Below are 23,107 nucleotides of genomic sequence, written 5' to 3'. Positions count from 1 at the left end.
GGATTTCGACGCCAGCGACACCCCGCCGACTCCTCACCGGAACGCGGAGACGAGCACGATAGCGCCGAACAGGAGGAACACCAGCGCGGCAATCGGCTGTCCGCCCGCCGCGGAGACGTAGGTTCCGTAGCCGACGCCGGCCGCGAGCGTCCCCACGAGCAGGGAGGTTCCGGCGTGGACGAACTGATTGCGCGCGGATCTGGCGTTCCGGCCGACGGTCGTTCCGAGCGACAGCGCGTGGTCGCCGACGTCCCACGCGACGGCGAGCGCGACGGCCGCGACGAGGAGGCCGAGGACGTCGCCGGCACCGCCAGCGGCCCCACCGGCGCCGCCGCCGCTCGTCGCCGCGAAGACCAGCCCGGCTGCGCCGACGGCGACGGCCCAGGCGAGCGCTGCGTGTGACCGGCGGACCAGCCCGACCGCGACGAGCACGACCGCGACCCCGACGCCGGCGGCTCCTTGCAGGCTGACCGCGGCCGTCGCGACCGCCGCGAGCAACGCGAAGCTGGTCGCGAACGCGACGCCCGTCGTCGGCGGGCGCCGGTCGATCTCCGTCATCGTTGCCACCGCCGGTTCGCGCCGGCGACGGCGCTCGGGAGTTCGTCCTCGCGCCACTCGACGACGCGGATGCCGCGGCCGCGGAGGTCGCGGAGGCGTTCGGTGCGTTCGAAGCGCGCGATGCGCCGGCCGGCCGTCCCCTCGGCGGTGACGTCCGGCGAGAGGACGGTGACGAGGTGCCCGTGCGCGTCCAGCCGTTTCGCGCTCCGGGCGGCGTAGCGGTCACACATCGGCGAGAGGAGGATGATCTGCGCGTCGTTCGGGAGGCGCCGCCGGAGACGACGGAGCCACAGCGATGGGTAGAACACGCCTTCCGACGGCGTCGGGGCGAGCGCTGAGTGGGTCCCGAGCAGCTCCCGCGCGCGGGCCTCGTGCTCGCTGCCGGCATGGGGCGCGAGCCAGCAGTCCGTCGGCGCCATGGCGGCGATGCCGACGCGGTCGCCGCCGTCGAGCAGCGCCCGGAACAGCTGGCTAGCCGCCTCGACGCTCTGCTCGACGGCGTTCGTCGCCTCCGGGTCGCTCGCGAGGTACGCCTCCTCGCGTGCGTCGACGACGATCACCACGTTGGCGGAGCGCTCCTCGCGGAGCTCCAGCGTCGCCAGCTCGCCGGTTCGCGCGCGACGGTTCCAGTCGATGCGGCGGAGCGGGTCCCCGCGGCGGTACTCCCGCGTCGCATAGAACTCCACGCCGGAGCCGCCGACGTCGGTGGGCACGCGGCCGTGGAACTGCGTCGTCAGCCCGCGCAGCGGGAGGTCGGCGCCGACGTCGAGCTCCGGCGTGCACCGGAGCGTCGTCCGACGGGTGAGCTGCGTCTCGCGCTCGGTCCCCCCGCTCGGGTCGCGCGTGACGGCGCGCACGTCGTCCCAGACGTGCTCGCCGCGCACGACTCGGACGGTGTAGCGGAACGACGCGCTCGCGCCCGGTCGCAACGCGGTGGCCATCCGCGCCGGGCCGTCGGTGACCTCGAGAGCGTCCGGCACGCCGTCGACGAGCCGGAGGTCCGCGAGCGTCCCGTCGCCCACGTTGGTGACCGTGACTGCGACGTCCACCTCGTCGCCGGGGCTCGGCGACCGGTCCGCGATGGACCGCCGGACCGACAGCTCGGCGACGGGCGCGTCGCCATAGCGTGCGAACGCGGCGTAGCCGACGCCGACTGCGCCGGCCAGGACGAGCGCCGCCTCCCGCGTGAACACGCCGGCCCCGAGCAGGAGGAGCGTCACGCCGGCGACACCGGTCCACCGGTTGGTCTCGAACGACCGGAGCGCCATGACGCCCGTGCCGCCGTCGTCTGACTCGCTCATGGCTCGGCCTCCTCGAGTGCCGCGAGGGTCCGGGAGAGCCCGAATCGGAACGAGGATTTCCCGGCCAGGCGCGCTCGGAGGGCCTCTCGGAGCGGCATCGTGGCGGTCTCCGAGAGGAACGCGGCCGCGGCGGCGTCGTCCGTCCAGGTACCGTCCCGGACTGCCTCCTCGGCCTCCGTCGGCGTGTAGTCGCCCTTTGCGACGAGTTCGGCCGTGGCAACGTCGCGAAGGCGAGTTCGGATCCGCCCCCTGGCGCGGTTCGCGCCGCGCGTGCGCCCGGACGAGCGACGGATGCGCTCGTCGAGGTCGTCGCCGGGGACGGCCACGGTGTAGCGACGTTCCGGTTCGCCGAGGTCGACCGACTCGCGCTCGGCTTTGCGCCGGCCGAGAGCGTAGCGGAGCCCCTGCAGCACCGCGAGTGCGCCGACGAGCGTGACGAAGGTGTAGCTGAAGTCGAAGAACCCGGCAAGACCGCGCTCGAGGAGCACGACGAAGCCGGCGACGACCGTGCCGGCACCGAGGACGGCGAGCGGTCTCACGGAGCACCACCTCGACGAATCACGCGGCAGCACCCCGCCGATTCATTCCGCATCACCCGACTGCGACGCCTCGATCGCGCGGAGTGCCTCGACGGCGCGCCGCTCGCGCTCGGCCGTCGGCTCGGCGCCGCCGTACCGCACCGACTCGAACACCGCCGTGAGCGCGTCGACCTGCTCGGGATCCATGCCGGCGTCGACGGCGGCCGCGGCGAACTCCGCAGGTGTGCTCGATTCGGGCGCGTCCACGTCGAGGTGCTCGGTGAGGTCGCGCCACGCGCGGAACACCTCGTTGTCGACGTCGGCGTCCTCCTCGATGCGGTCTGCTGCGCGTCCGGCCGTCCGCCCGACCGCCGCCAGTTTCGTTCCGTCACGCCCCTCGTCGTCCGGGACGGTCGACGCCGGTGCCCCCTCGTCGTCGCGGCCGGCCGTAAACAGGAGGACGACGCTCGCGAGGATCGCGACGACGACGAGCAGCCCGAAAACGACCGTCGGCGTCGAGACGACCTCCGCCGCGGTCTCGCCGCCACCTGGGCCACCCGATTGGGGGAGGATATCTCCGGTCGTGTCGTTGCCGAGGCCGAGCCTGAGTATGTCCTGTTGTGAGCCGCCCGTCCCACACTCCGAGAACAGGAACCAGAAGAGGCCGACGGGGATGAACAATGCGTTGGCGACGACGACGCTGGCGAAGACGGAGCCCGTGTCACGGTACGTGAGGCCGAAAAAGAGGCCGATCAGGCCGAGCATCCCGAGGTACACCGGTAACGAGCGCAACCAGGGTTGGCACGGAACCAGCGCCGTGACGTGCGTTCCGGATGCCTCGCTGTCCCCGCTCAGGTCGGTGTCTCCGCCGCCGTTGCCGGTACCGGCCTCGTCACCGCCGCCACTTTCGACGCCGCTCCCGCTGCCGGGATCGACGGCGGTGTCGATCGTCGCCGCTGCGACGCCGAGGGCGACGACGGCGAGGAGGGCGACCCCGACGACGAGGAGGGCATCTCGGTCCACGTCCGTCCGTGGGGATCCCCTTACGAATAGCTTTGGGGGGCCACCGGGGTGTCCGAACAACCGGCAGGTGAACGTGCTGGACGGAAAGGTTTTGACGCCTTGCTTTGTTACCAACACGCATGGGATCGTACACGGTCGCCAAAGTGACGTTCAGGGTCCAGGAGACGGATCCGACCCGGGCCGGCTGTTCGTCGCTTCGGTGCGAGCTCTCCGAGGTGCTGCTCGACCCGGCCGTGGTGACGGCCGTGTTCTTCGTCGCTCTCGGCTGCTTCGCCGCGTTCGCCTACGTCAACGAGGCGCGAAGCTGTTGCCGCGAGGAGCGTCGGCGGGTCGCCGACGAGCGCGACGCGTTCGCGGAGTTCGCGGACCGCGTCGCCGGGCTCTCGCCGACCGACGCAACCGGGCAGGAGGACGCTGGGCACGGGCCCCCGTCGGCTGACGGAGCACCCGCGAACGCCGGGGGCGCCATCAGGATGCAAAGCGGGCGGCGCGTCGACAGCGGCTGGGATCGGGACCTCGAGCGGGTCGTCGACGCCTATCGCGAAACGGTAACCGCCGTCCCGCACTACGAGGAGGAGTACGACGACACCGTTGCCGAGAGCCTCGCCGAGGAGCTGGGCTACGACACGGCCGTCGCGACCGTCTCCGGAAAGTCGCTCTCCTCGGGGCTCCAGTCGGCTCTCGTCACCCGGAGCCGGCAGGCCCGCGCGAACCGGGTCGAGCTGATCGACGCCATCGACGAGGAGCTGGACGCGCTCGACGACGCGGAGGCGACGCTGTCGACCATCGACCGGGAGCGGCGAAACCTCCTCGACCACCTCGAGGGCGTTTCCCGAGCGGTCACCTTCGACGCCGCGATCGACGTCTGGACCCGCCTGTCACAGCTGGAGGCGCGCTGTGACGACGCCGTCGCGTCCCGACAGGACCAGCTTCGGGACCCGCCGATGGAGACCGACGACGGGCCGCCGCTATACGAGTATCTGTACAGCTCCCTGCCGGAGACGAACTACCCGGTTCTGGCGCAGTTCTCGCAGCTCGCCGACGGGCTCCGGGCCGACCGGCGTCGTATCGAGCGCCGGTTCGTGACGCCGGAGTAGCAGCGCGCACGGCACGGTTCCGCCAGACAGCTGGCGGGGTGTTGAACGGTGGGCCCTTCAGTCCGGAACCCCAATTCCGGGGCATGACAGCGACGCTCGAACTGCCGAACGGCGACCACGTCACGCCGTCGGACGTCTTCCTCTTCAACGACTATCCGTACCGATACGTCCCGCTGGACGCCGACGAGTACGCGTTCAAGCTCTCGCCGCTGGTCTGGGGCGGCGCCGGGATGGACGTTCCCTTCGACGACGTGGCGGAGCTCGAAACGCAGTGGGGTCCCAACTCGGCGGGCCTCCTCTCGGAGTCGGCCTGGCGCGACTGGCTCGCCGACGCGCTCGCGGACGACCGATTCGACCGCTCGGAGGTCGACGCCATCGCCTGGGAGGTGCTGGAGCCGTCCTGGCGGGAGCGACTCGGCCACGCGCTCGGGCTGCGGGACGCGCCGGAGTATCCGTGAATACGGCGTTTCGATCGGATCTCTGATCGCTGACAGCGTTGCGTTCGTGCGCGATCTTCGGTGGTTCTATGCGGATTTCGGGGGATTCGGTCCGGCTTTCGACGGCACCGCAAACTGCTCGAAAGGCCTTGGCCGCTCGCGGTCGCTGCGCGACATATCCACGCCTCTCAGCACCGCCCGGCGTGGATAGAGGTCGTCGCAGCGACTCCCCTGCGGCGCGACCGGCCATCGCCCTTTCAGTCCGCCAGGACCTCGACCGCATCAGCACCGCGACTGCAATGCCACCGCACAGCATCCGCAATACCTCAGTCCTCCCCAGCCTCGGCCGGGGCGCGCCGGTACCGCCCCCGCGGCGCGCCACCGGCCTCCCTCGCACGCGTTGCTCGCGCGCGCCGGCCGCCCCGCACCGCACGCCGGCCAGCCGGCAGGCGACGACCGCTGACCAACCGGCGCGAGCGACGCCTGGCCACCACTCTCGGGCGGGACTGAAAGGGGCAGCCGCTGAGCGGGACGCCCTGCGACGCTAGCACCGCAATCCCGGCGAGCGACCGAACGGAGTGAGGGAGTGAGCCGGGTGAGGAGCGCAGCGAGCAGCGCGACCGCCTCCGCGGCTGGGGCTTTCCCGGCATGCTGAGTGGTGTCTGTCGCAGCGATGGCCGATTCCATTTATAAGTGAGGCCCTCCTCGGCGGCTGAGCCTTCTGTGTATGGCGGGGAGGACAGAGCGACGCCGCTAGCGGTCTAACCTCCTGAAAACGAACCCAACCTCACCAAATCGCGAGCGGCCTCAGTCCGCAGCGATGTCCCGGCCGCGCGCGCGGCCGACCGTCCGTCGAAGGATGTCCTGAATGTCCGCGACGCGCCGGGTGCTGATCCCGAGCGCGGCGACGACGTACACCGCGGTGTACGCCTGCAGGACGAAGATGGTCTCGAGTTCGGGCATGGTCTGGATGAGGTAGAACTCGATGAAGACCTGCGAGAGGAACAGGACGAGCAGCGTCAGCGCCTCCCGGATGCTGATCCGGAAGTTCAGCAGGATAGAGAGCGCGAACAGGCTCTGGCCGGCCGTCAGCCAGATCTCCCAGGCCTGCTTGCTGTTGAAGGGGAGTGCACCGTAGCGTCCGAGCCCGATACTGTAGACGACGGTGAGCGTCCCGATGAGCAGCGTCCACTGGTTCAGCTTCGAGGAGATGAGCGCGTTGAACGCGGCGGTCGACCGCGCCTTGTTCACGAGGTAGACCGTGACGATCAGCTCCGGACTCTCACTGGCCAGCGGAGCGATCCACTGGATCATGAAGAACGCGGGAATGCCGAGGTCCTTCCCCAGGCTCTCCAGCCCGTGCGCGAAGGGCTCGACAGCCGTCATGATCAGGAAGCCGGAGTACGCGAACAGCGTGATGACGGTCGCCGCGCGGAGCGGCTTCACGAACTGCTGGAGGTACGCGGGGACGCCGACGTGGACCTCGTCGTCCTCGACGTCGGCCCGCAGCGTGATGATGATGTAGGCGACGTAGAGGCCGACGAGGACGACCGTGTCGACGATGTTGATCCCGCCCGTGAGCGGCACCAGGAAGGCGTACAGGGTCGCGACCGTCAGGAACGCGACCTCGGTGGCGATAGAGCGGTCGAGGATGACCGCGTCGGTGAGGAAGCCCTCCTTCCACTCCACGGCGTCCTGGTGGCCGGCCTTCGCGGTCTTGTAGATCGCGAACAGCGCGATCCCGGCCCAGCCCAGCCCGATCAGGATCCGGTTCGCGCCGGTCATGTTGGCGACGGCGAGGTTCGCGGCTTCCGTGTCGCCCGGATTGGCGCCCGCGGTGTACGCGTAGAGGGCGTCGACCGCGTACTCGGGGGCGACTGCAAGCACCGCCAGCACGGCGATGGCGAAGCCGCGCGGGACGTCTTTCTCCGCCGTCTCGGCGCCCCACGCGAGCAGGAACGACGCGCCGAGGACGGCGAGTCCGCTGACGGCGACGACCGATCCGACGCCGAGGCTGTCAACGGTGCCGCCGCCCCAGAATATCATCCACGGGACCGACAAACAGGCCGCCAGGGCGAGAGCTGTAAGTGGGTGTCGCAGCGTACTCATGCCTCATAGCAACTGAAGGGACTACCTATGTGTTCTGCTTCTCACCGACGAGTACCGGCAATCGTGTGGCTCATCAGCCCGCGAGCGAGGCTTTCACGTATCCGGTGGCTAAACGCCACCCATGGACGTGTACGGACTGATCGGGAATCCGGTCGAACACTCACTGTCGCCGCCGATGCACGAAGCCGGGTACGAGGAGCGCGGGATCGACGCCCGCTACGTCACCTTCGAGCCGGACCCGGACGCGCTGGCGACCGCGCTCGACGGCGCGGCCGCGCTCGGCGTCCGCGGACTCAACGTGACGATCCCGTTCAAGCAGGACGTGCTGGCCCACGTCGACCCTGACCCACTTGCCGAGCGGATCGGCGCGGTCAACACCGTCGACTTCGGACCCGTCCTCGACGGCGACAGGGCGAGCGAACCGGACGAGAGCGCCTCGACGCCTCGCGGCTACAACACCGACGCGGCCGGCGTCCAGCGCGCGTTCACACACCACGACGTCGCCCTCGCCGGCGCGGACGCCGTCGTCGTGGGTGCCGGCGGCGCGGGCCGCGCGGCCGCGTTCGCCCTCGCGGACGCGGCCGCGGACGTCCACGTCGCCAACCGAACGGCCGCGAAGGCCGAGTCGCTCGCGGCCGAGGTTCCCGGCGCGACTGGCGGCGGCCTCGACACCCTCTCCGCGGAGGTCCCCGCGGCCGACGTACTGGTCAACGCGACGAGCGTGGGGATGGAATCGGACGAGACGCCGGTCCCCGAGGAGCTGCTCCACGCCGACATGGCCGTGCTCGACGCGGTGTACACGCCGATCGAGACGCGCCTGCTCCGGGCGGCCGACGCGGCCGGCGCCACGACCATCGACGGCGCGTGGATGCTGCTGTTCCAGGGCGTCGAGGCGTTCGAGATCTGGACCGACGAGCCGGCGCCGGTCGAGGCGATGAACGCGGCGCTCCGCGACCGGCTCTGAGGGCGCGCGCTGCCGCGGGTTTTTAAATACCCGCCTCACATAGGGTTGCCTGATGACACTGCTCCAGAAGCTCAAGGAGAAACTGGGTCTTGCCGAAGCCGAGGAGACGGCCGGCGCCGAGGCCGAAGTCACCATCGAGCGCGAAGCGGGCGAAGCGGGCGAGGCGGGCGAAACCGAGGAGGTATCGGAGCCGGTCGCGGAGCCAACCGACGCGAGCGCGTCGACGGAGAGCCTCGTCGGCGAGGAGGAAGCGGCCGAGGAGACGGCGGAGGCCGCGGAGGTCGCCGAGGCGGCCGGCCCGGAAAAAGAAGAGGCGGAAGTGCCCGGTGAGTCGGCTGCGTCCGTCGACACGATCAAGGGCATCGGCCCGGCGTACGCGGAGCGGCTCTCCAACATGGGGATCGAGACGGTCGCCGACCTCGCGGAAGCCGATCCGGCCGAAGTCGGGGAGCAAGCGAGCGTCGGCGAGAACCGGGCAGCGACCTGGATCGACCGGGCAAACGAGGAGTAGGCGTTCCCGCCACGACCGACAGCCGATGGTCGACGGCCGACGGCAGAAGGCCGAGACACCGAACCGGGCAGCAGATAGCGGCCGACCCGGGCACCGGCCGACACCATAACTGTTTCATCGACACCTCTCGACCGTGGAGCTATGAGCTTCTCCGTCCGGACCGACGCCGCGACGTTCCGGGAGGCCGCGGCCGACGCCCCGGCCGGCGCGCGGGTCCCGGTCGAGCTCCGGACGACGGTCGCGGACCCGTTTGACGCCTACCGGCGTGCCCGCGACGGCCCCGGCGGCGTTTTCCTCGAAACGACTGGCGGGCAGTCGGGCTGGGGCTACTTCGGCGTCGACCCCGTCGAGCGCGTCCAGGTGTCGTCCGACGCCGTCGTGGCAGATACTGGCGAGAGAACGGGCGACTACCGACGCGACGCGCCGACGCTCGCTGCCCTCGACGGCGTCCTCGCCGGCGAGGACCTCGTCCGCGGCGACTGCGACGTCCCGTACCCCTGTGGCGCGCTCGGCTGGCTCTCCTACGACGTCGCCCGCGAACTGGAGGACCTCCCCGGCTCCAGCGAGGGCGATCACAGCGAGGTCTCCGGCGCCGTCGACGACCGCGGACTGCCCCGCCTCCAACTCGCGGTGTTCGACCGGCTCGTCGCCTGGGAATGCCCGACCGAGGGCGAGGTCACGCTCCGGGTCACCTGCTGTCCGGAGATCCCCGCAGGTGCGGACGACCGGACGAGCGACGCGCTCGCCGACTGCTACGACGAGGCCGTCGCCCGCGCCGAGAGCCTGATCGAGCGGATCCGGGCCGGCGAGCCGACGACCGGGGAGGCGCCCGCGGCCGGTACCAGCGCGACGTTCGAGAGCGACTGCGGCCGCGAGGCATACGCCGACCGCGTCCGCCGGGTCCAGGAGTACGTCCGTGCCGGCGACACGTTTCAGGCGAACGTCTCCCAGCGACTGACAGCCCCCGCGGCAGTCCATCCCGTCGCGGCCTACGACGCGCTCCGGGCGGTCAACCCCGCGCCGTACTCCGGGCTTGTCGAGTTCGGCTGGGACGGTCGGGGCGTCGACCTCGTGAGCGCGAGTCCCGAGCTCCTGCTCGAACGGGAGCCCGGGGAAGGTGACGAGGTCGCGGACGGGCACCGCCTCGTCACGGAGCCCATCGCGGGGACGCGCCCGCGCGGCGAGACGGCGGCCGAGGACCGGGCGCTGGCGGCCGAACTCACCGGCGACGAGAAGGAGCGCGCCGAACACGCGATGCTCGTCGACCTCGAGCGCAACGACCTCGGAAAGGTCTGCGAGTTCGGCACCGTCGAGGTCCCGGAGTACCGCCGCGTCGACCGCTACTCCGAGGTGATGCACCTCGTCTCGCTGGTCGAGGGGACGGGCCGGCCGGACGTGAGCGTCGCCGACGCGGTCGGCGCGGTGTTCCCGGGCGGCACGATCACCGGCGCGCCGAAGCCGCGAACGATGGAGATCATCGACGAGCTGGAGGCGACGCGCCGCGGCCCCTACACCGGGTCGATGGCGATCTTCGGCTTCGACGGCCGCGCGACGCTGAACATCGTCATCCGGACGCTGGTGCGTCACGCCCAGGAGTACCACCTCCGGGTGGGTGCGGGGATCGTCCACGACTCCGATCCGGACGCGGAGTACGAGGAGACGCTCGCGAAGGGCCGGGCGCTGGTCACCGCCATCGACGACGCGCTCGCGGAAAGCGACCTGCGCGTGGAGGGGCGGAGCGATGAGTAGTGAACCTCCCGCAGGCTGGCGACCCGGCGCCGGCGAGAGCGACGCGCGGATTCTCGTCGTCGACAACTACGACTCGTTCGTCTACAACCTGGTCCAGTACGTCGGCGAGTTCGCGGGCGCGGTGACGGTCCGCCGGAACGACGCCGTCGACCTGGCGGACGTGCGCGCGCTCGACCCGGACGGGGTCGTCGTCTCGCCCGGCCCGGGAACGCCGCAGGAGGCCGGCGTCTCGATGGACGTCTGGGCGCTCGACGTGCCCGTCCTCGGCGTCTGCCTCGGGCACCAGGCGCTGTGTGCCCATCTCGGCGCACCCGTTGGCCACGCGCCGACCGTCGTCCACGGCAAGCCGTCGACGGTCGAGCACGACGGTCGCGGGATCTTCTCCGGGCTCCCCGACCGCGTCGCCGTCGGGCGCTACCACTCGCTGTGCGTCGACCGCGAGGACCTGCCCACCGAGCTTCGGGAGGTCGCGACGACGACCGACGAGCGCGAGGTCGTGATGGGCGTCCGGCATCGCGATCGGCCGCACGTCGGCGTGCAGTTCCATCCAGAGAGCATCCTCACCGACGCGGGCAAGACGATGGTCGAGAACTTCGTCGCCGGCTGCGATCCCGGAAGCAATGGCATTTTTGCAGCCGTCGACCGGGACGAGGAGGTGAACGAGGATGACTGACGACGTTGCTGGCGAGGCCAACGCTGACGCCGTCGCTGGCGAGGCCGACGCTGACGAGGCAGCACTCCGCTTCAACGTCGACGGCGAGGTCGTTCCGGCGGACGAGGCGACCGTCGACGTCCGGGATCGCGGGTTCATGTACGGAGACGCCGCCTTCGAGACGATGCGTGCCTACGGCGGCGACGTCTTCCGCTGGGAGGCACACGCCGACAGGCTACGGAACACCTGCGAGACCCTCCAGCTCGACCACGGGCTCTCGGACGCAACGCTCCGGAACCGGATCGACGAGACGCTCGCGGCCAACGACCTCGCGGAGGCGTACGTGAAGCTCTCGATCTCGCGGGGCGTCCAGCCCGGGAAGCTCGACCCCGACCCTGACGTCGACCCGACCGTCGTCGTCTACGTCTCACCGCTCCCGCGCGGCGGCGTCGACGGCGAGTCGATCTGGGATGGGCCCGCGACGCTGCAGACGACGAAGACGCGCCGCGTTTCGGACCGGGCTATCCCCAGCGACGCGAAGACGCACAACTACCTGAACGGGATCCTCGCGCGGCTGGAGCTGCGGACCTCGGACGCCGACGAGGCGCTCATGCTCGACGACGACGGCCACGTCGCGGAGGGCGCCACGAGCAACCTCTTCTTCGTCGACGGGACGGCGCTGCGAACTCCCTCGCTCGACGGGCCGGTGCTGCCGGGGATCACGCGCGACGTCGTTATCGACCTCGCCGCCGAGGAGGGAATCCCCGTAGAGGAGGGACAGTACACCCCGGCTGACGTCCGCGCGGCCGACGAGGTGTTCCTCACGAACTCGACGTGGGAGATCCGCCCCGTGACGACCGTCGACGGGATCGACGTCGGGCCCGAATCGGCGGGCGGGGCCGACGGGGACGGCCAGCGAGTCGGCCCGGTGACGAAGTTGCTATCCCGGCTGTTCGACGAGCGGATCGAGACGAACTTCTACGACTGACTTCTGACATGACGGAAGGTTGTCCTGAAGACAGTCTGTGCAGCACGGCCAGGAATTGGCTAATATCGGTTTCAAAGAGCGTCAAATAGCCGTTTTGGTGTGTGTCGATTGGCGGTGAGTAGGCCGCCACCTATACATGTCTGCCTGCGAAAATAACGAGCATGCCTGTTCCATTCGTCGGATCGCTCGTGTCCTTCCTCGTCGCGCTGCTCGTCGGTGGGCTCGCGATCTTCATCAGTGCGAAGTTCGTCGTCGGCGTCGACGACTACTCTCACGCCGTGATCACAGCGCTCATCGGCGCCATCGCCTGGGCGCTCACCTCGTGGATCCCGCTCGTCGGCCCGCTCCTGGCGCTCGTCGTCTGGGTCGGCGTCATCAAGTGGCGCTACCCGGGCGGCTGGGTGAAAGCCGGGATCATCGGCGCCATCGCGTGGGTGGCCGCGCTGGCCATCCTGTTCGTGCTCAACAGCGTCCTCCAGCTGGGCGTCGGTGCCTTCGGGATTCCGGGCGCCTGAGGTTCGGTCGCGGTACTCGTTTTTCCGTCGCCCGCGCGTCTCCAAACGTTCAAACCGGCCCATCTCCCAGTCGCGAGTATGGACGACGACGCGCGGATCGTCGCCGCCGAGGAGGTTCCGGCCGATAGCACCTTGCTCGTCACCCTTCGTCCGGGCCCGGACGCCGAGGTGATGCCGGCCGACGGCGGCACCGAGGCCGACCCCGAGGTCGAGGTGATGCTAACGCGGCTCGGCGACGACAGCGTGGTGGCGTTCCGCAACTACTGCCAGCACTGGACCGACGTCCGGCTCGACAAGGGTGACGGCGCCTACGTCCGGAACGAGGAGATCTTCTGCCAGAAGCACGGCGCGACGTTCGAGAAGGACGGCGGCTACTGCAACTTCGGCCCCTGTGAGGGCTCGTCGCTCGAAACGGTTGCCGTCGAGGTCGTCGACGGCGACGTGGTCCTGACCGACGACGACTACGAGTTCCTGCGCGTCGGGGCCGCCGAACGCGACGACTCCGCCGGCGACTCCCGGATCGATTTCACTGGCAACTGACCCGGGCGTTCAGCGGCAACTGACGCGGTGGCATCTCGACGGCCCGCGCGTCGAGTGCCGGCAGGAGGTTTTCGGAGGGTCAGATTTATTGATTAGACTCGTCTAATTCGTAGCAGTATGGTTGTTCGTTCGGCGACGCGCCGGGTAGTCGCCACAGGCGAGCGATTCGGTCGCGGCCGAGGTTCCCGGGAGGGTGATCGCTGATGGTCGGCTTCTTCGAGATCGTCGTCATCGCGGCGACCGCGCAGCTGGCCGTCCTCCCGGGGGAGAAGGTACAGTTCCTCATCGCAGGGCTCTCCACGCGGTACCACCCGGCGGTCGTGGTCTCGGCCGCCGGCGCTTCCTTCGCGGGCTGGACGGCCCTCGAGATCTGGTTCGGGAGCGCCGTGAAGGGGATGCTGCCGCCGACGATCCTCGACCTGATCACCGCCGCGCTGTTCCTCCTCTTCGCGGTCCTGCTGTACCGCTCGGCACCGAACGGCGACGTCGCGGACATCGGGGCGGACGAGGGTGCGACGGACGGCGGCGTCGCCGAGGTCGAGAACCTGACGCTGCCGGTCGTCGGCGAGGTCCCGGACTACATGGGCGGTTTCCTGCCCATCTTCGTGATGATGGCGGCCGGCGAGTTCGGCGACAAGACGCAGCTGGTGACGATCGGCCTCGCGATCCAGTACGGGGCGCACCCCGGGATCTGGGTCGGCGAGATGCTCGCGATCATCCCCGTGAGCATCGTCAACGCGCTGTTCTTCTACCGGTTCTCGCAGACGTTCGACCGGCGGAAGGGGCACTTCTTCGGGGCGACCCTGTTCGCGTTCTTCGGCCTGGATACGTTGCTCGCGCTGGCGACGGGGTTCTCGGTCTGGGAAACGATCGTCTCCTCGGTGAGTGAGGTCATTCTGCTGCTGGTCTGATTTGGCGTTGTCGGTGACGTGATCTGGTGACCTCCGGCTGTGTTATTGCAGTCTCATCGGTGTGACCTGCTCTCTGTCGTTTTATAAGTGAGGTTGGATAGGTGACACGATCTTGCTCTTAATAGCACTGCAAACACGGGGAAAGCCCTCGGCCGCTCTTGCTTATAAACTGGATGTACAGGTGCAGACGCTGCTGCGCTGGACAGCACTGCAAACACGGGGAAAGCCCTCGGCCGCTCTTGCTTATAAACTGGATTTACAGGTGCAGACGCTGCTGCGCTGGACAGCACCGCAAACACCGAGAAAGCCCTCGGCCGCTCGCGGTCGCTGAGCAGGATATCTGAACCTCTCCGCACCGCCCGGTTCAGATAGTGCCTGTCTCAGCGACTCCCCTTCGGCGCGACCGGCCATCGCCCTTTCAGTCCGCCAGGACCGCGACCCCGCAGCAACCGCACCACGACAGCGACCGCACAGCAACCGCAAGCCTCGACCCTCCCCAGCCTCGGCCGGGGCGCGCCGGCACCGCACCGCGCGGCGCGCCCCGGCCTCCCTCGCACGCGTCACTCGCGCGCGCCGCCCGCTCCGCACCGCATGCCGGACAGCCGGCGCGCGTCGCCGGCGACCCAGCCGCCGCTCGCGACGCCCCGCCACCACTCCCGGGCGGGACTGAAAGGGGCAGCCGCTGCGCGGGACGCCCTGCGACGCTAGCACCGCAATCAGCGAGCGACCGAAGGGAGCGAGCTGTGAGGAGCGCAGCGAGCAGCGCGACCGCCTCAGCGGCTGGGGCTTTCGAGGTGTCCCGAGTGGTGTCGCCAACGATGCTTGCCAATCTCGTTTATAAAGCGACCGCCTCGGCGGCTGGGGCTTTCGAGGTGTCCCGAGTGGTGTCGCCAACGATGCTTGCCAATCTCGTTTATAAAGCGACCGCCTCGGCGGCTGGGGCTTTCGAGGTGTCCCGAGTGGTGTCGCCAACGATGCTTGCCAATCTCGTTTATAAAGCGACCGCCTCGGCGGCTGGGGCTTACTGGACATGCTGAGTGGTGTCGCTTGTGACGAGAGCCGGTCTCATTTATAAGCGCGAATGCTCGATGGATTGGCCCTTCTCGACACGCTGAGCTGTGTCGCCAACGAGACCCTGCACGAAGCGTTCGACTAATCAGCGGCAGCACATGGGTAGATGCAACCGGTTTTAACCCTCCATGAATAATCGTGGAGCATGTCAGACGATACCACGGAGAAGGGTATCTCCGACGAGGAGTTCCAGGAGCTGACCGACGGGCTCGTTCGGCAGCGGTCGGAGGGCGGCACCGACGTCTACTCGAACGCCGCGGGCGTCGGCTGCCCGAATCCGGACTGCGACCGCGGGGTCTTCCAGACGCTGCTCGTCAGCGACCACGGCTGGCAGCAGCTCGGCGCGACGCGGGAGGGGATCAACCTCTGTCTCTGCAACACCGACGAGAAACGGCTGGTCTTCATCCACGACGAGTAGGCCGAGCCGGCCTTTCACCCGTCACCCGTCCGGACTTAGCCGTCGGTGTACGACCGCTTCACCTGGTCCGCATAGGCGTCGGCCAGTCGGGTCGGCACCGGCAGCTTGTACGTCGCGGTGAGCGCCTCGACGATTTCCAGGTTCGTCTCGGCCGACACGCGATGGCCGGGGCTGACGTAGAGGGGGTTCATCCGCCGGCTGTTCGGATACTGTCGCGACTGGAACGCGTGCCCGAGGACCGTCCCGTTCGGGGCCTCGACCTCGTCGTCGGCACGGATCGGGGTCGCCCAGCCCTCGGGGCGCTCGTCGACCGACTCGTCCGGCTCGCCACAGAGGAGGCTCTTCGCGACGCCGACCGCCGGGAGGTCGAGGGTGACGCCGATGTGCGTCGCGATCCCGGCCTGTCGGTAGTGAATCCGCCCGGAGCCGTCGAAGACGGCCAGATCCGGGTCGACCGAGAGCGTCTCGAAGGCGTCGAGGATCGGCCCGCCCTCGCGGAACGCCAGCAACCCGGGGATGTACGGGATCGACAGTGGCGAGACCGCGTGCGTGCGTTCGATGATGGCGCCGTCCTGGAGCGCCACGATGGCGGAGACGACCTCGTCCTCGAGGAACGCCTGGTCCACGCCGACGACGACCGGCGCGTCCGTGTCGAGCCCGATGGCGTGCTCGGGGTCGACGGGGTCTGGGACGGTGTCCGAGATGTCGTAGGCGTCCTCGATCGCGACGTCGGCCGCGTCAAACGCGATCTCGTCCTCGAAGGTCGCCGCCGTCGCGATCGATCGCTGCAGCTCTTCCATCTCGTCGTGGGTGAGCTCCGGGTCCGGGGCGAACTCCGAATGGGCGAGGTCGAGACCGTCATCTCTGCCTGCACTATGGTCCGTCATCGAGGGTTAGAATCGCCCACCCGGACCACCGGGGCCGCGCGGGCCGCGGATGCTCGGACCGCGACCGGTCGACCGGACGTTGCCCTCGATGCGCTTGCCGTACGCGAGGCCGATCGCGAAGCCGATCAGGTGCGCGAGGTGAGCGATACCGCCGAAGCCGGCGGCCACCGCCAGCGACGGCTGGATGACAAACAGGATCGAGATCGCGGCGATGCCGTAGGTGAGCACCTTCAGCTTCATCGGGATGACGAAGAACAGCAGGATCTCCATGTTCGGCCGGAGGATCGTCAGGACGCCCAGGATCGCGAACGCGGCGCCGCTGGCCCCGAGGACGCTCGCCGACCCGCCCAGTGCCAGCTCGAAGAGGATGTGGCCGAGGCCGGCCGCCGCGCCGCTCCCGAGGAAGAACGCGGTGAACTTCCTTGACCCGATCGCTCGCTCGACGAGCGGGCCGAAGAAGAACACAACGATGCTGTTCGCCGCGATGTGATAGAGGCTTCCGTGGGAGAAGATGGACGTGAACCACGTCCAGACGTACTCCGGATGCGCGGTCGAGAGGGTGAAGATGCTCCGGAACGCCGTCGATCCGAACAGCGCGAGGACGACGAACTGGAGGAGGAACGTGATCCACATCGCCCCCAGCAGCGCGTAGACGGCGTTACCCCTGAAGTACCCCAGCACGCCGCCGGTCGACAGCTCCCGATCGAGCCGGCCGCGGATGCGGTCGACGAGGCCGGCATCCGAGGACGCGGAGGCGCCGCTCACCGAGTCCTCGAAGTCGCTCTCGAACACGCCGGAGGGATCGTCCCACTCGTTGAGCCCCGGACAGTCGTGGCTTTCCGGCAGTCTGTGAGTGGAGCAGAACGATTTCCCACACCGATTACACTGGTACGGGAGGTTCTCGTACTCCCCACATTCGTCGCACGTCGCCATTGCAGCACCGTAGTGCTGGATGACGTAAAGCGGTTTGGCTCTCGACCCCGTGGGTTGCGTTCGCGTCCCGGAGCGTGCCGGAGCCCCGCGTCGATGCCGCGAGTTGAGCGTATCGAAGCGGTTAAGCGGCCATCACCCAAACGCCGATTCATGCAAAAGCTCATCATCCGTGGAGACCCCGGAATTCGCCGGGACGCCGTCATCGAGTACGAGGGTGAGGAGAAAGTCTGCTTCGCCGTCGACCGCCAGGGCGACTGGCACGGCCCGGATGAGGTCCAGCTGTGGTGTACCATCGGCACGGAGGACGAACGCGAGGACTTCCAGAAGCGGAACTTCGTTCCCCACTGGCTCGACACGGACCACACCGACGCCGAGGACGTAACCGTCCTCTCCGGTAAGGGCGAACTGCACGTCTAATTCGCTGTCTTCCTTTTTCCGGCGCTCTCCCGGTCCCATCGTCCCCCGTTCCCGCGGTCGGTTCTCCATCGAAGGCTACGGAACCCTGACGGAGGTTTAAATACGATTCCGAGCCACCCACCGTATGTCGGATTCCGAGGGGCTCGACGGCGACGGCGCGACCCAGCACGCGACAGCGGCACCGGATCGATCCACGACCGACCGGAACCTGACCGAGCGGCTCGCCGCGGTCGAGCGGGCGATCACGGACGAGGGGTCCGTTGCCGACCTCTCGACGGCGGCCGAGCGCGACCGGCGACTCGAGGACCTGACGAAGCGCGTCGAGGAGGTCGAGGCCCGCCTGGACGAACTCGACGCCGCGACGCAGGCGCTCCGCGGGTACGTCGGCAGCGTCCGCGCAGTCAACGAGGAGGTCGAGCAGCGGGCGGACCTGGCGCTCGCCATCGCCGAACGCACGGAGCGAAATGCGACACTCGACACCGCCGAGCGCGACATCGACACACGAGCCAGGGCCACCGCGAAGAGTTCGGCGACACAATCGGAAGTCCCCGACGAGCAGCCGGAACGAACGACCAGCGGCGCGGGCGACGGTGAGGTCGCCGCTGCGGTCGGCCACGCGACCGGTGACCGGCCGTTCGGCCCGGACGCGGACGAACCGGCGGTTGCAGCAGCGATCCCCGACGGCAGCCACAGCGGGGACAGCGACGGCGGCGACGACAGCGACGGCGGCGACGACGGCATCCTCACACGACTCCGCGACGTGTTGTGATCCGTGCAGTCCTCGCGGTCCTCGTGGCCGTCGCGTTGCTCGCGACCGCCCTCCCGCCGCTCGAGGCGGCACGAGTCCAGTCCACGCACGAGGAGTTCGGGTCGATAGCGAGGGAGCTCACCCGAACAGCGGCCGAACTCGAATCCGAGTCGACGGCGGTTACCGACCGCGAGCTCGCAGCCCGGACGACGGTCCGCTTTCGGCTCCCGCAGGGGTTCGGCACTGCGCCACTCGACACCGCGGCGATCGGCTGTCCCAGCGTGGTTCTCGACGTCGCGCAGGCCGACACGCAGGGTTGCAACGCGGCCCTCGTCTATCGGATCCGGGGCGACGATGCTACCGTTCGTCGCTTCCCCGGCGCCGACCTGCGGGCCCCGAACGGGCCGCTCCGGCTCTCCGACTCGCTGGTCCGGCTCCGGCTCCGATACGTCCGCGTCGGCAACGCCTCGGTCGTCGAACTGGTCGAGGCCGGCTCGATCGGCACGGAGACTTAAACCCGAAACCGCAGCAACCCGCCCCATGTCACTACTCGACCGGTTGCGGGACCGCGCGCCCGGAATCAGCGAGCGCGACGTCGCCGGCTGCCGCTGTACCCCGGAGTTCCGGGAGCCGACGGGGCTCGGCGTCGGCGACCGAGTCGTCCTCGGCGTCGACGCGGCGGACTGTCAGGGCGACGGGAACCTCGCGGAGTCGTCGGCGTGCCGCGCGACGGTCGTTGACGCGCTCACGGACCGGGACGCCGACGTGGTCGTCACGTCGACGGCCGGCCTCGACCGCGTGTACGCCGACGGCGCCGCCGGCCTCCTGCTCGCTGCCGGCCGGTTTCGCGAGCAGGTGGCGTTCCACGACGAGCGACTGGCTGAACTCGCTGCCCGCGACCCGCTCGCCGCGGCTCGCGAGGCCTGCGGGCGGGCCGATCCTGTTGCGCGGATCGCTGCCGAAACCGGGCTCGCGGCGGCACAGGCTGCCACGGACGACTACCGTCAAGCCCTCCGGGCGTTCGAGGGCCCCAGCGTCTCGACGGCCCGCGTCGCGACGCGCCTGCCGGCGGACGCCCAACTGGTCGACCGCTGGACGACGGCGACCGACGCGACGGTCCGGCTCTACGACGACGACCCGCTCCGCTACTACCACCTCACGCCGCCCGAAAGCGACCTCGACGCGGACGCGTACGCGACGCTCGCGGCCGCGAAAACCCGACTGTTGTCAGCGGAGGCCGGCGGTCAGCGAGCGCCCGGCCGTGCGGTCCGCGCCGTTGCCGGGCCCGAGGACCCGGTCGAGGATCTGACCGACGCGCTCCGGCGACACACCGCCGGTCACGGCATGCTCGATCACGTGTTCGCGGACGACCGCGTCTCGGACGCGTTCCTTACGCCACCCATCGCGGAGACTCCGCTTACCGCCGTCGTCGACGGGGAGCGACTGCGGACAAACGTCCGTATTCCGCCGGTCGGCGCCGCGACGCTGGCCTCACGGCTCCGGCGGGCGAGCGGGAGCGGGTTCTCCCGGGCCTCGCCGACGCTCGACGCGACGCTCGAGACGGCTGGCGGTCCGGTTCGGGTCGCGGCGACGACGAAGCCCGCGAGCGAGGGCCTCGCGTTCGCGTTCCGCCGGAACGACGTCGAGGCCTGGACGCTCCCGCGACTCGTCGCGGGCGGGACGCTTTCCCCTGCGGCCGCCGGGTTGCTCTCGGTCGCCGTCTCGCGCGGCGTGGCCGGCCTCGTCGCGGGCGGGAGAGGGGCCGGCAAGACGACGACGCTCGGCGCGCTGCTCTGGGAACTCGACGCCGGCACGCGATCGATCCTCCTCGAGGACGCACCGGAGTTGCCGGCGGCAGCGCTCCGCGAGGCGGGACGAGACGTCCAGCGACTCCGCGTCGACGCCGGTGACGGGCCGGAGCCCTCACCGACCGCCGCCGTCCGAACGGCGCTTCGGCTCGGTGACGGCGCGCTGGTCGTCGGTGAGGTTCGCGGGAGCGAGGCGTCGTCCCTCTACGAGGCGATGCGCGTGGGCGCCGGGACCGACACGGTGCTCGGCACGATCCACGGCGAGACGGCGGCGGCCGTCAGGGAACGCGTCGTCACCGACCTCGACGTCCCGCCGTCGTCGTTCGCGAGCACTGACCTCCTGGTGACGCTCGCGGACCACGAGGTCCGGACGATCACTGAGGTCTCCAGGGGTCGCGACGGCGTCGTCATCGATCCCCTCTTCGAGCGTGAGGACGACGAACTGGTGCCGTCGGGCCGTATCGACCGCGGCAACAGCGGCCTCGTTGCGGACCTTGCCGGCCCCGCGGAGACCTACGACGACGTCCGAACGGCGATCTCCTCGCGAGGCGAACGGATCGGAACGCTCGCCGAGGCCGGGCGCACACGCCCGGAGGACGTGGTCGACGAGCCGGGGGAGGGAGTGCTATGAGCACGACGCCCGGCGAATCGGGCGGGGGCGAAAAAGCCGACCCGACCGCCGGGAGGGCCGGCGGTGCCGAGGGCGATACCGACGAGCTTGGTCGTGCGCTGACGTTCCTCGACACGAATTTCGAGCGCGAGACGGTCGTCAGGGGTGGCTACGCTGTCGGGATCGGCGTCGCGACACTCGCGGGTAGCCTCACGTCGGTACTCACCAGTCCCAGCGCTGGCCTTCTCGGGAGCCTCCTCGCCTTCCTGGCGGTTACGCACCTATCCCACCAGTTTCCGATCTGGCTCGCGGACGTGCGCCGAACGCGGGCGCTCGGGACTGCCCCGGACCTCCTCGGTCGCGCCGTTCTCCGAATGCGCATCGAGCCCTCGCCGGAGCGGGCCGTCAGATTCGCCGCCAGAACGGGGTCGAATCCGCTCGCGGAGAGCCTGCAGAAGCACGTTCGGCGGTCGGCCGGGGACCCGGGACCGGGGTTGCGGCCGTTCGTCGCCGAGTGGCGGGAATGGTTTCCGGCCGTCGAGCGCGCGGCCACGCGGTTGCGGTCCGCGGCCGCGGCGCCGCCGGAGCGACGCGACCGCGCGCTCGACCGGGCCCTGACAACCGTCGTCGACGCCGCGACGGATCGGATGGGAGCCTTCGTCGGCGACGTTCGCGGTCCCGTCTCGGCCATCTACGCGTTCGGCGTCCTCCTGCCGCTCGCCCTCGTCGCTCTGCTGCCGGCAGCTCGTGCCGCGGGCGCGCCGATCGGCGCGGGCGTGATGACGCTGATCTACGTCGTCCTGCTCCCGTTCGGCCTCCTCGCGGCGAGCGCCTGGCTACTGCAACGCCGGCCGGTGGCGTTCCCGCCGCCACGGATCGACGGGAGTCATCCGGACGTTCCGAACCGGCGCACGGAGGCGACCCTCGCCGGACTGGTGACGGCCGGGATCCTCTGGCTGCTCGCGAGGCATCTGGTCGTTCCCTGGGCCGCACCGCTCGCCGCAGCCGGTGGGGGAACAGGCGTCGCGCTGCTCGTCGTCACGCGCCCGCGACGGCGCGTTCTCCACCGAATTCGGGCTGTCGAGTCGGGGCTGTCGGACGCGCTGACGATCGTCGGCGGCGAGGTCGCCGAGGGCGTCGCGGTCGAGCAGGCCGTTGCGCGCGCTGGCGAGGCCGTGTCGGGACCGACCGGCGAGCTCTTTCGAGCGGCCGCGCGACGGAGCCAGCTGCTTCGCGTCGGCGTCGGTGACGCGTTTCGCGGCGAAGCAGGGCCGACGACGTCGACGTCGAGCCCGCGGATCCGCGGCGCCGTCGAGCTCTTGGCCGTCGCCGGACGCGAGGGCGAGCCGGCCGGCGACGTCATCGTCGAACTCGCGGACCAGCTCGACCGGCTGACTGCGCTCGACCGGGAGGCGACACGCCAGCTCGCGACCGTCACGAGCACGCTGGCGAACACGGCGACCGTGTTCGGCCCGCTCGTGGGCGGTGCGACCGTCGCGCTCGCTGCCGGCATGGATCCGGGTACGGGATCTGCCGGACTGGGGGCGGCCGCGAACGCGGCGTCCTCGACCGCGACCACGTCCGCGGACCCGACCGGCCTCCCGGCCACGACCGGGGCCGCCCCGATTCCGGTCGCCACGATCGGCCGCATCGTCGGCGTCTACGTCCTCCTCCTGGCCGCGATTCTGGTTGCGCTGTCGACGACGCTTGAGCGCGGCTTCGACCGCACGCTCGTCGGCTATCGCGTGGGGCTCGCGCTCCCCACGGCGACAGCGACGTACCTCGTCGCCTTCGTCGCGGCGAGTCACCTCCTGTGAACGTTTATATACCAAACCGCGACCAACGGCGCTATGCTCGAACTCCCGGTCGACGGCTGGTACGCCTGGGTCGGTATCGCGGTCGTGAGCGTGGCGGTCCTCGCCACCAGCGTCTCGCTCCCCCTGCAGCCGCCACCGGACGCGGCCGGCGCCGCCGATACGGTCGACGCCGTCGCCGGCGGGGAGCACCCGGCGACTGCGGAGCACGGCATCGCGGCCGAGCGGCTGCGACTTTCGTCGACCCGGATCTCCCTGCGAAACGGGGCGGGGACCACGACCGCGACGTTCCTCTTCGCACCCGTCACGCCTGTTGGCGAGGACGAGCGGCTCGAACGCGTCCTCCGGGGCATACCGCCGTCCAGCGTGTTCGCGAACGCAACGGGGTTCGCGAGGGCAGCGTCGGCCGCACGCTCGGCAGAGTCAGGCTGGCAGCCAGCGCCGGATCGGCTCCGAGTGCGGCAGGTTCACTGGGGTGAGACGCGTGTCACGCTCGTCGGATGAGTCGACGGGGGCGCTCGCGAGGAC

At 70.0% G+C, this 23,107-nt stretch carries 24 protein-coding genes; 17 read left to right on the top strand and 7 right to left on the bottom strand.

Annotated features, from left to right (window positions below; translation table 11 throughout):
• Positions 1 to 33 precede the first annotated feature (33 nt).
• From ACQE3M_RS08745 to ACQE3M_RS08730, 4 genes are read right to left on the bottom strand one after another with little or no spacing between them, the layout of a single operon-like run.
• On the bottom strand, positions 34 to 558 hold the full coding sequence (locus tag ACQE3M_RS08745; RefSeq protein WP_430505211.1) for a DUF7519 family protein: 525 nt from the start codon (positions 556 to 558) through the stop codon (positions 34 to 36).
• Positions 555 to 1,859 carry a DUF58 domain-containing protein gene (locus ACQE3M_RS08740; RefSeq protein WP_430505210.1) on the bottom strand — a complete coding sequence of 435 codons (1,305 nt, stop codon included), beginning with the start codon at positions 1,857 to 1,859 and terminating at the stop codon, positions 555 to 557. Before ACQE3M_RS08740 ends, ACQE3M_RS08745 begins: the two co-directional genes overlap by 4 nt.
• On the bottom strand, positions 1,856 to 2,398 hold the full coding sequence (locus ACQE3M_RS08735; RefSeq protein WP_430505209.1) for a DUF7269 family protein: 543 nt from the start codon (positions 2,396 to 2,398) through the stop codon (positions 1,856 to 1,858). Before ACQE3M_RS08735 ends, ACQE3M_RS08740 begins: the two co-directional genes overlap by 4 nt.
• A 42-nt stretch (positions 2,399 to 2,440) precedes the next feature.
• A complete protein-coding gene (locus ACQE3M_RS08730) occupies positions 2,441 to 3,400 on the bottom strand; it encodes a DUF4129 domain-containing protein (RefSeq protein ID WP_430505208.1) in 960 nt (319 codons plus the stop codon).
• Positions 3,401 to 3,519: 119 nt separating this feature from the next.
• Between ACQE3M_RS08730 and ACQE3M_RS08725 the strand changes: the two genes are divergently transcribed.
• Positions 3,520 to 4,497: a DUF7260 family protein gene (locus ACQE3M_RS08725; protein ID WP_430505207.1), complete on the top strand. Its 978-nt coding sequence runs from the start codon at positions 3,520 to 3,522 to the stop codon at positions 4,495 to 4,497.
• A gap of 83 nt (positions 4,498 to 4,580) precedes the next feature.
• The gene (locus ACQE3M_RS08720) at positions 4,581 to 4,955 is read left to right on the top strand and encodes a hypothetical protein (RefSeq protein ID WP_430505206.1); all 375 of its coding nucleotides are present in this window, start codon (positions 4,581 to 4,583) and stop codon (positions 4,953 to 4,955) included.
• A 786-nt stretch (positions 4,956 to 5,741) separates the two neighbouring features.
• On the opposite strand, the gene ACQE3M_RS08715 is transcribed toward ACQE3M_RS08720, so the two are convergent.
• Positions 5,742 to 7,043 carry a sodium:calcium antiporter gene (locus ACQE3M_RS08715; RefSeq protein WP_430505205.1) on the bottom strand — a complete coding sequence of 434 codons (1,302 nt, stop codon included), beginning with the start codon at positions 7,041 to 7,043 and terminating at the stop codon, positions 5,742 to 5,744.
• Positions 7,044 to 7,164: 121 nt separating this feature from the next.
• On the opposite strand from ACQE3M_RS08715, the gene ACQE3M_RS08710 reads away from it, so the two are divergent.
• The 9 genes from ACQE3M_RS08710 (at position 7,165) to ACQE3M_RS08670 (ending at position 15,362) form a co-directional block, all read left to right on the top strand.
• A complete protein-coding gene (locus ACQE3M_RS08710) occupies positions 7,165 to 8,007 on the top strand; it encodes a shikimate dehydrogenase (RefSeq protein WP_430505204.1) in 843 nt (280 codons plus the stop codon).
• Positions 8,008 to 8,059: 52 nt separating this feature from the next.
• Positions 8,060 to 8,518: a helix-hairpin-helix domain-containing protein gene (locus ACQE3M_RS08705; protein ID WP_430505203.1), complete on the top strand. Its 459-nt coding sequence runs from the start codon at positions 8,060 to 8,062 to the stop codon at positions 8,516 to 8,518.
• Positions 8,519 to 8,659: 141 nt separating this feature from the next.
• The gene (locus tag ACQE3M_RS08700; protein WP_430505202.1) at positions 8,660 to 10,267 is read left to right on the top strand and encodes an anthranilate synthase component I family protein; all 1,608 of its coding nucleotides are present in this window, start codon (positions 8,660 to 8,662) and stop codon (positions 10,265 to 10,267) included.
• The gene (locus tag ACQE3M_RS08695; protein ID WP_430505201.1) at positions 10,260 to 10,940 is read left to right on the top strand and encodes an anthranilate synthase component II; all 681 of its coding nucleotides are present in this window, start codon (positions 10,260 to 10,262) and stop codon (positions 10,938 to 10,940) included. Before ACQE3M_RS08700 ends, ACQE3M_RS08695 begins: the two co-directional genes overlap by 8 nt.
• On the top strand, positions 10,933 to 11,907 hold the full coding sequence (locus ACQE3M_RS08690; RefSeq protein WP_430505200.1) for an aminotransferase class IV: 975 nt from the start codon (positions 10,933 to 10,935) through the stop codon (positions 11,905 to 11,907). Before ACQE3M_RS08695 ends, ACQE3M_RS08690 begins: the two co-directional genes overlap by 8 nt.
• Before the next feature lie 161 nt (positions 11,908 to 12,068).
• Positions 12,069 to 12,422 (top strand): hypothetical protein, encoded by a 354-nt coding sequence (locus ACQE3M_RS08685; protein ID WP_430505199.1) that lies wholly within the window; start codon positions 12,069 to 12,071, stop codon positions 12,420 to 12,422.
• Positions 12,423 to 12,500: 78 nt separating this feature from the next.
• Complete coding sequence (locus ACQE3M_RS08680) at positions 12,501 to 12,962, top strand: Rieske (2Fe-2S) protein (protein WP_430505198.1); 462 nt, start codon at positions 12,501 to 12,503, stop codon at positions 12,960 to 12,962.
• Between the two features lie 203 nt (positions 12,963 to 13,165).
• Positions 13,166 to 13,873, top strand: coding sequence for a TMEM165/GDT1 family protein (locus tag ACQE3M_RS08675; RefSeq protein WP_430505197.1), 708 nt, complete (start codon positions 13,166 to 13,168; stop codon positions 13,871 to 13,873).
• Between the two features lie 1,216 nt (positions 13,874 to 15,089).
• Positions 15,090 to 15,362: a DUF7385 family protein gene (locus ACQE3M_RS08670; RefSeq protein WP_430505196.1), complete on the top strand. Its 273-nt coding sequence runs from the start codon at positions 15,090 to 15,092 to the stop codon at positions 15,360 to 15,362.
• Positions 15,363 to 15,397: 35 nt separating this feature from the next.
• On the opposite strand, the gene ACQE3M_RS08665 is transcribed toward ACQE3M_RS08670, so the two are convergent.
• Together ACQE3M_RS08665 and ACQE3M_RS08660 are read right to left on the bottom strand one after the other, a co-directional pair.
• Positions 15,398 to 16,249, bottom strand: a complete 852-nt coding sequence (locus tag ACQE3M_RS08665; RefSeq protein ID WP_430505195.1) for an endonuclease V — start codon at positions 16,247 to 16,249, stop codon at positions 15,398 to 15,400.
• A gap of 6 nt (positions 16,250 to 16,255) precedes the next feature.
• Positions 16,256 to 17,182, bottom strand: a complete 927-nt coding sequence (locus tag ACQE3M_RS08660) for a rhomboid family intramembrane serine protease (protein ID WP_430505194.1) — start codon at positions 17,180 to 17,182, stop codon at positions 16,256 to 16,258.
• 150 nt (positions 17,183 to 17,332) lie between these two features.
• Here ACQE3M_RS08660 and ACQE3M_RS08655 point away from each other — a divergent pair, with 150 nt between their 5' ends.
• The 6 genes from ACQE3M_RS08655 (at position 17,333) to ACQE3M_RS08630 (ending at position 23,083) form a co-directional block, all read left to right on the top strand.
• A complete protein-coding gene (locus ACQE3M_RS08655) occupies positions 17,333 to 17,599 on the top strand; it encodes an HAH_0734 family protein (RefSeq protein WP_430505193.1) in 267 nt (88 codons plus the stop codon).
• Positions 17,600 to 17,723: 124 nt separating this feature from the next.
• The gene (locus ACQE3M_RS08650; RefSeq protein WP_430505192.1) at positions 17,724 to 18,368 is read left to right on the top strand and encodes a DUF7310 family coiled-coil domain-containing protein; all 645 of its coding nucleotides are present in this window, start codon (positions 17,724 to 17,726) and stop codon (positions 18,366 to 18,368) included.
• Entirely contained in the window at positions 18,365 to 18,862 is a 498-nt protein-coding gene (locus ACQE3M_RS08645) for a DUF7311 family protein (protein ID WP_430505191.1), read from the top strand. Before ACQE3M_RS08650 ends, ACQE3M_RS08645 begins: the two co-directional genes overlap by 4 nt.
• 25 nt (positions 18,863 to 18,887) lie before the next feature.
• Positions 18,888 to 20,786 carry an ATPase, T2SS/T4P/T4SS family gene (locus ACQE3M_RS08640; RefSeq protein WP_430505190.1) on the top strand — a complete coding sequence of 633 codons (1,899 nt, stop codon included), beginning with the start codon at positions 18,888 to 18,890 and terminating at the stop codon, positions 20,784 to 20,786.
• On the top strand, positions 20,783 to 22,582 hold the full coding sequence (locus tag ACQE3M_RS08635) for a type II secretion system F family protein (RefSeq protein ID WP_430505189.1): 1,800 nt from the start codon (positions 20,783 to 20,785) through the stop codon (positions 22,580 to 22,582). Before ACQE3M_RS08640 ends, ACQE3M_RS08635 begins: the two co-directional genes overlap by 4 nt.
• A 33-nt stretch (positions 22,583 to 22,615) precedes the next feature.
• On the top strand, positions 22,616 to 23,083 hold the full coding sequence (locus tag ACQE3M_RS08630; protein ID WP_430505188.1) for a DUF7283 family protein: 468 nt from the start codon (positions 22,616 to 22,618) through the stop codon (positions 23,081 to 23,083).
• Positions 23,084 to 23,107 lie beyond the last annotated feature (24 nt).

Origin of the sequence: Halosubterraneus shenae, from assembly GCF_050510935.1 — an archaeon.
Taxonomy (GTDB): domain Archaea; phylum Halobacteriota; class Halobacteria; order Halobacteriales; family Haloferacaceae; genus JBDGPU01.
The sequence above is the reverse complement of the archived record's forward strand: the minus strand, read 5'-3'. Positions and strand labels throughout refer to the sequence as shown.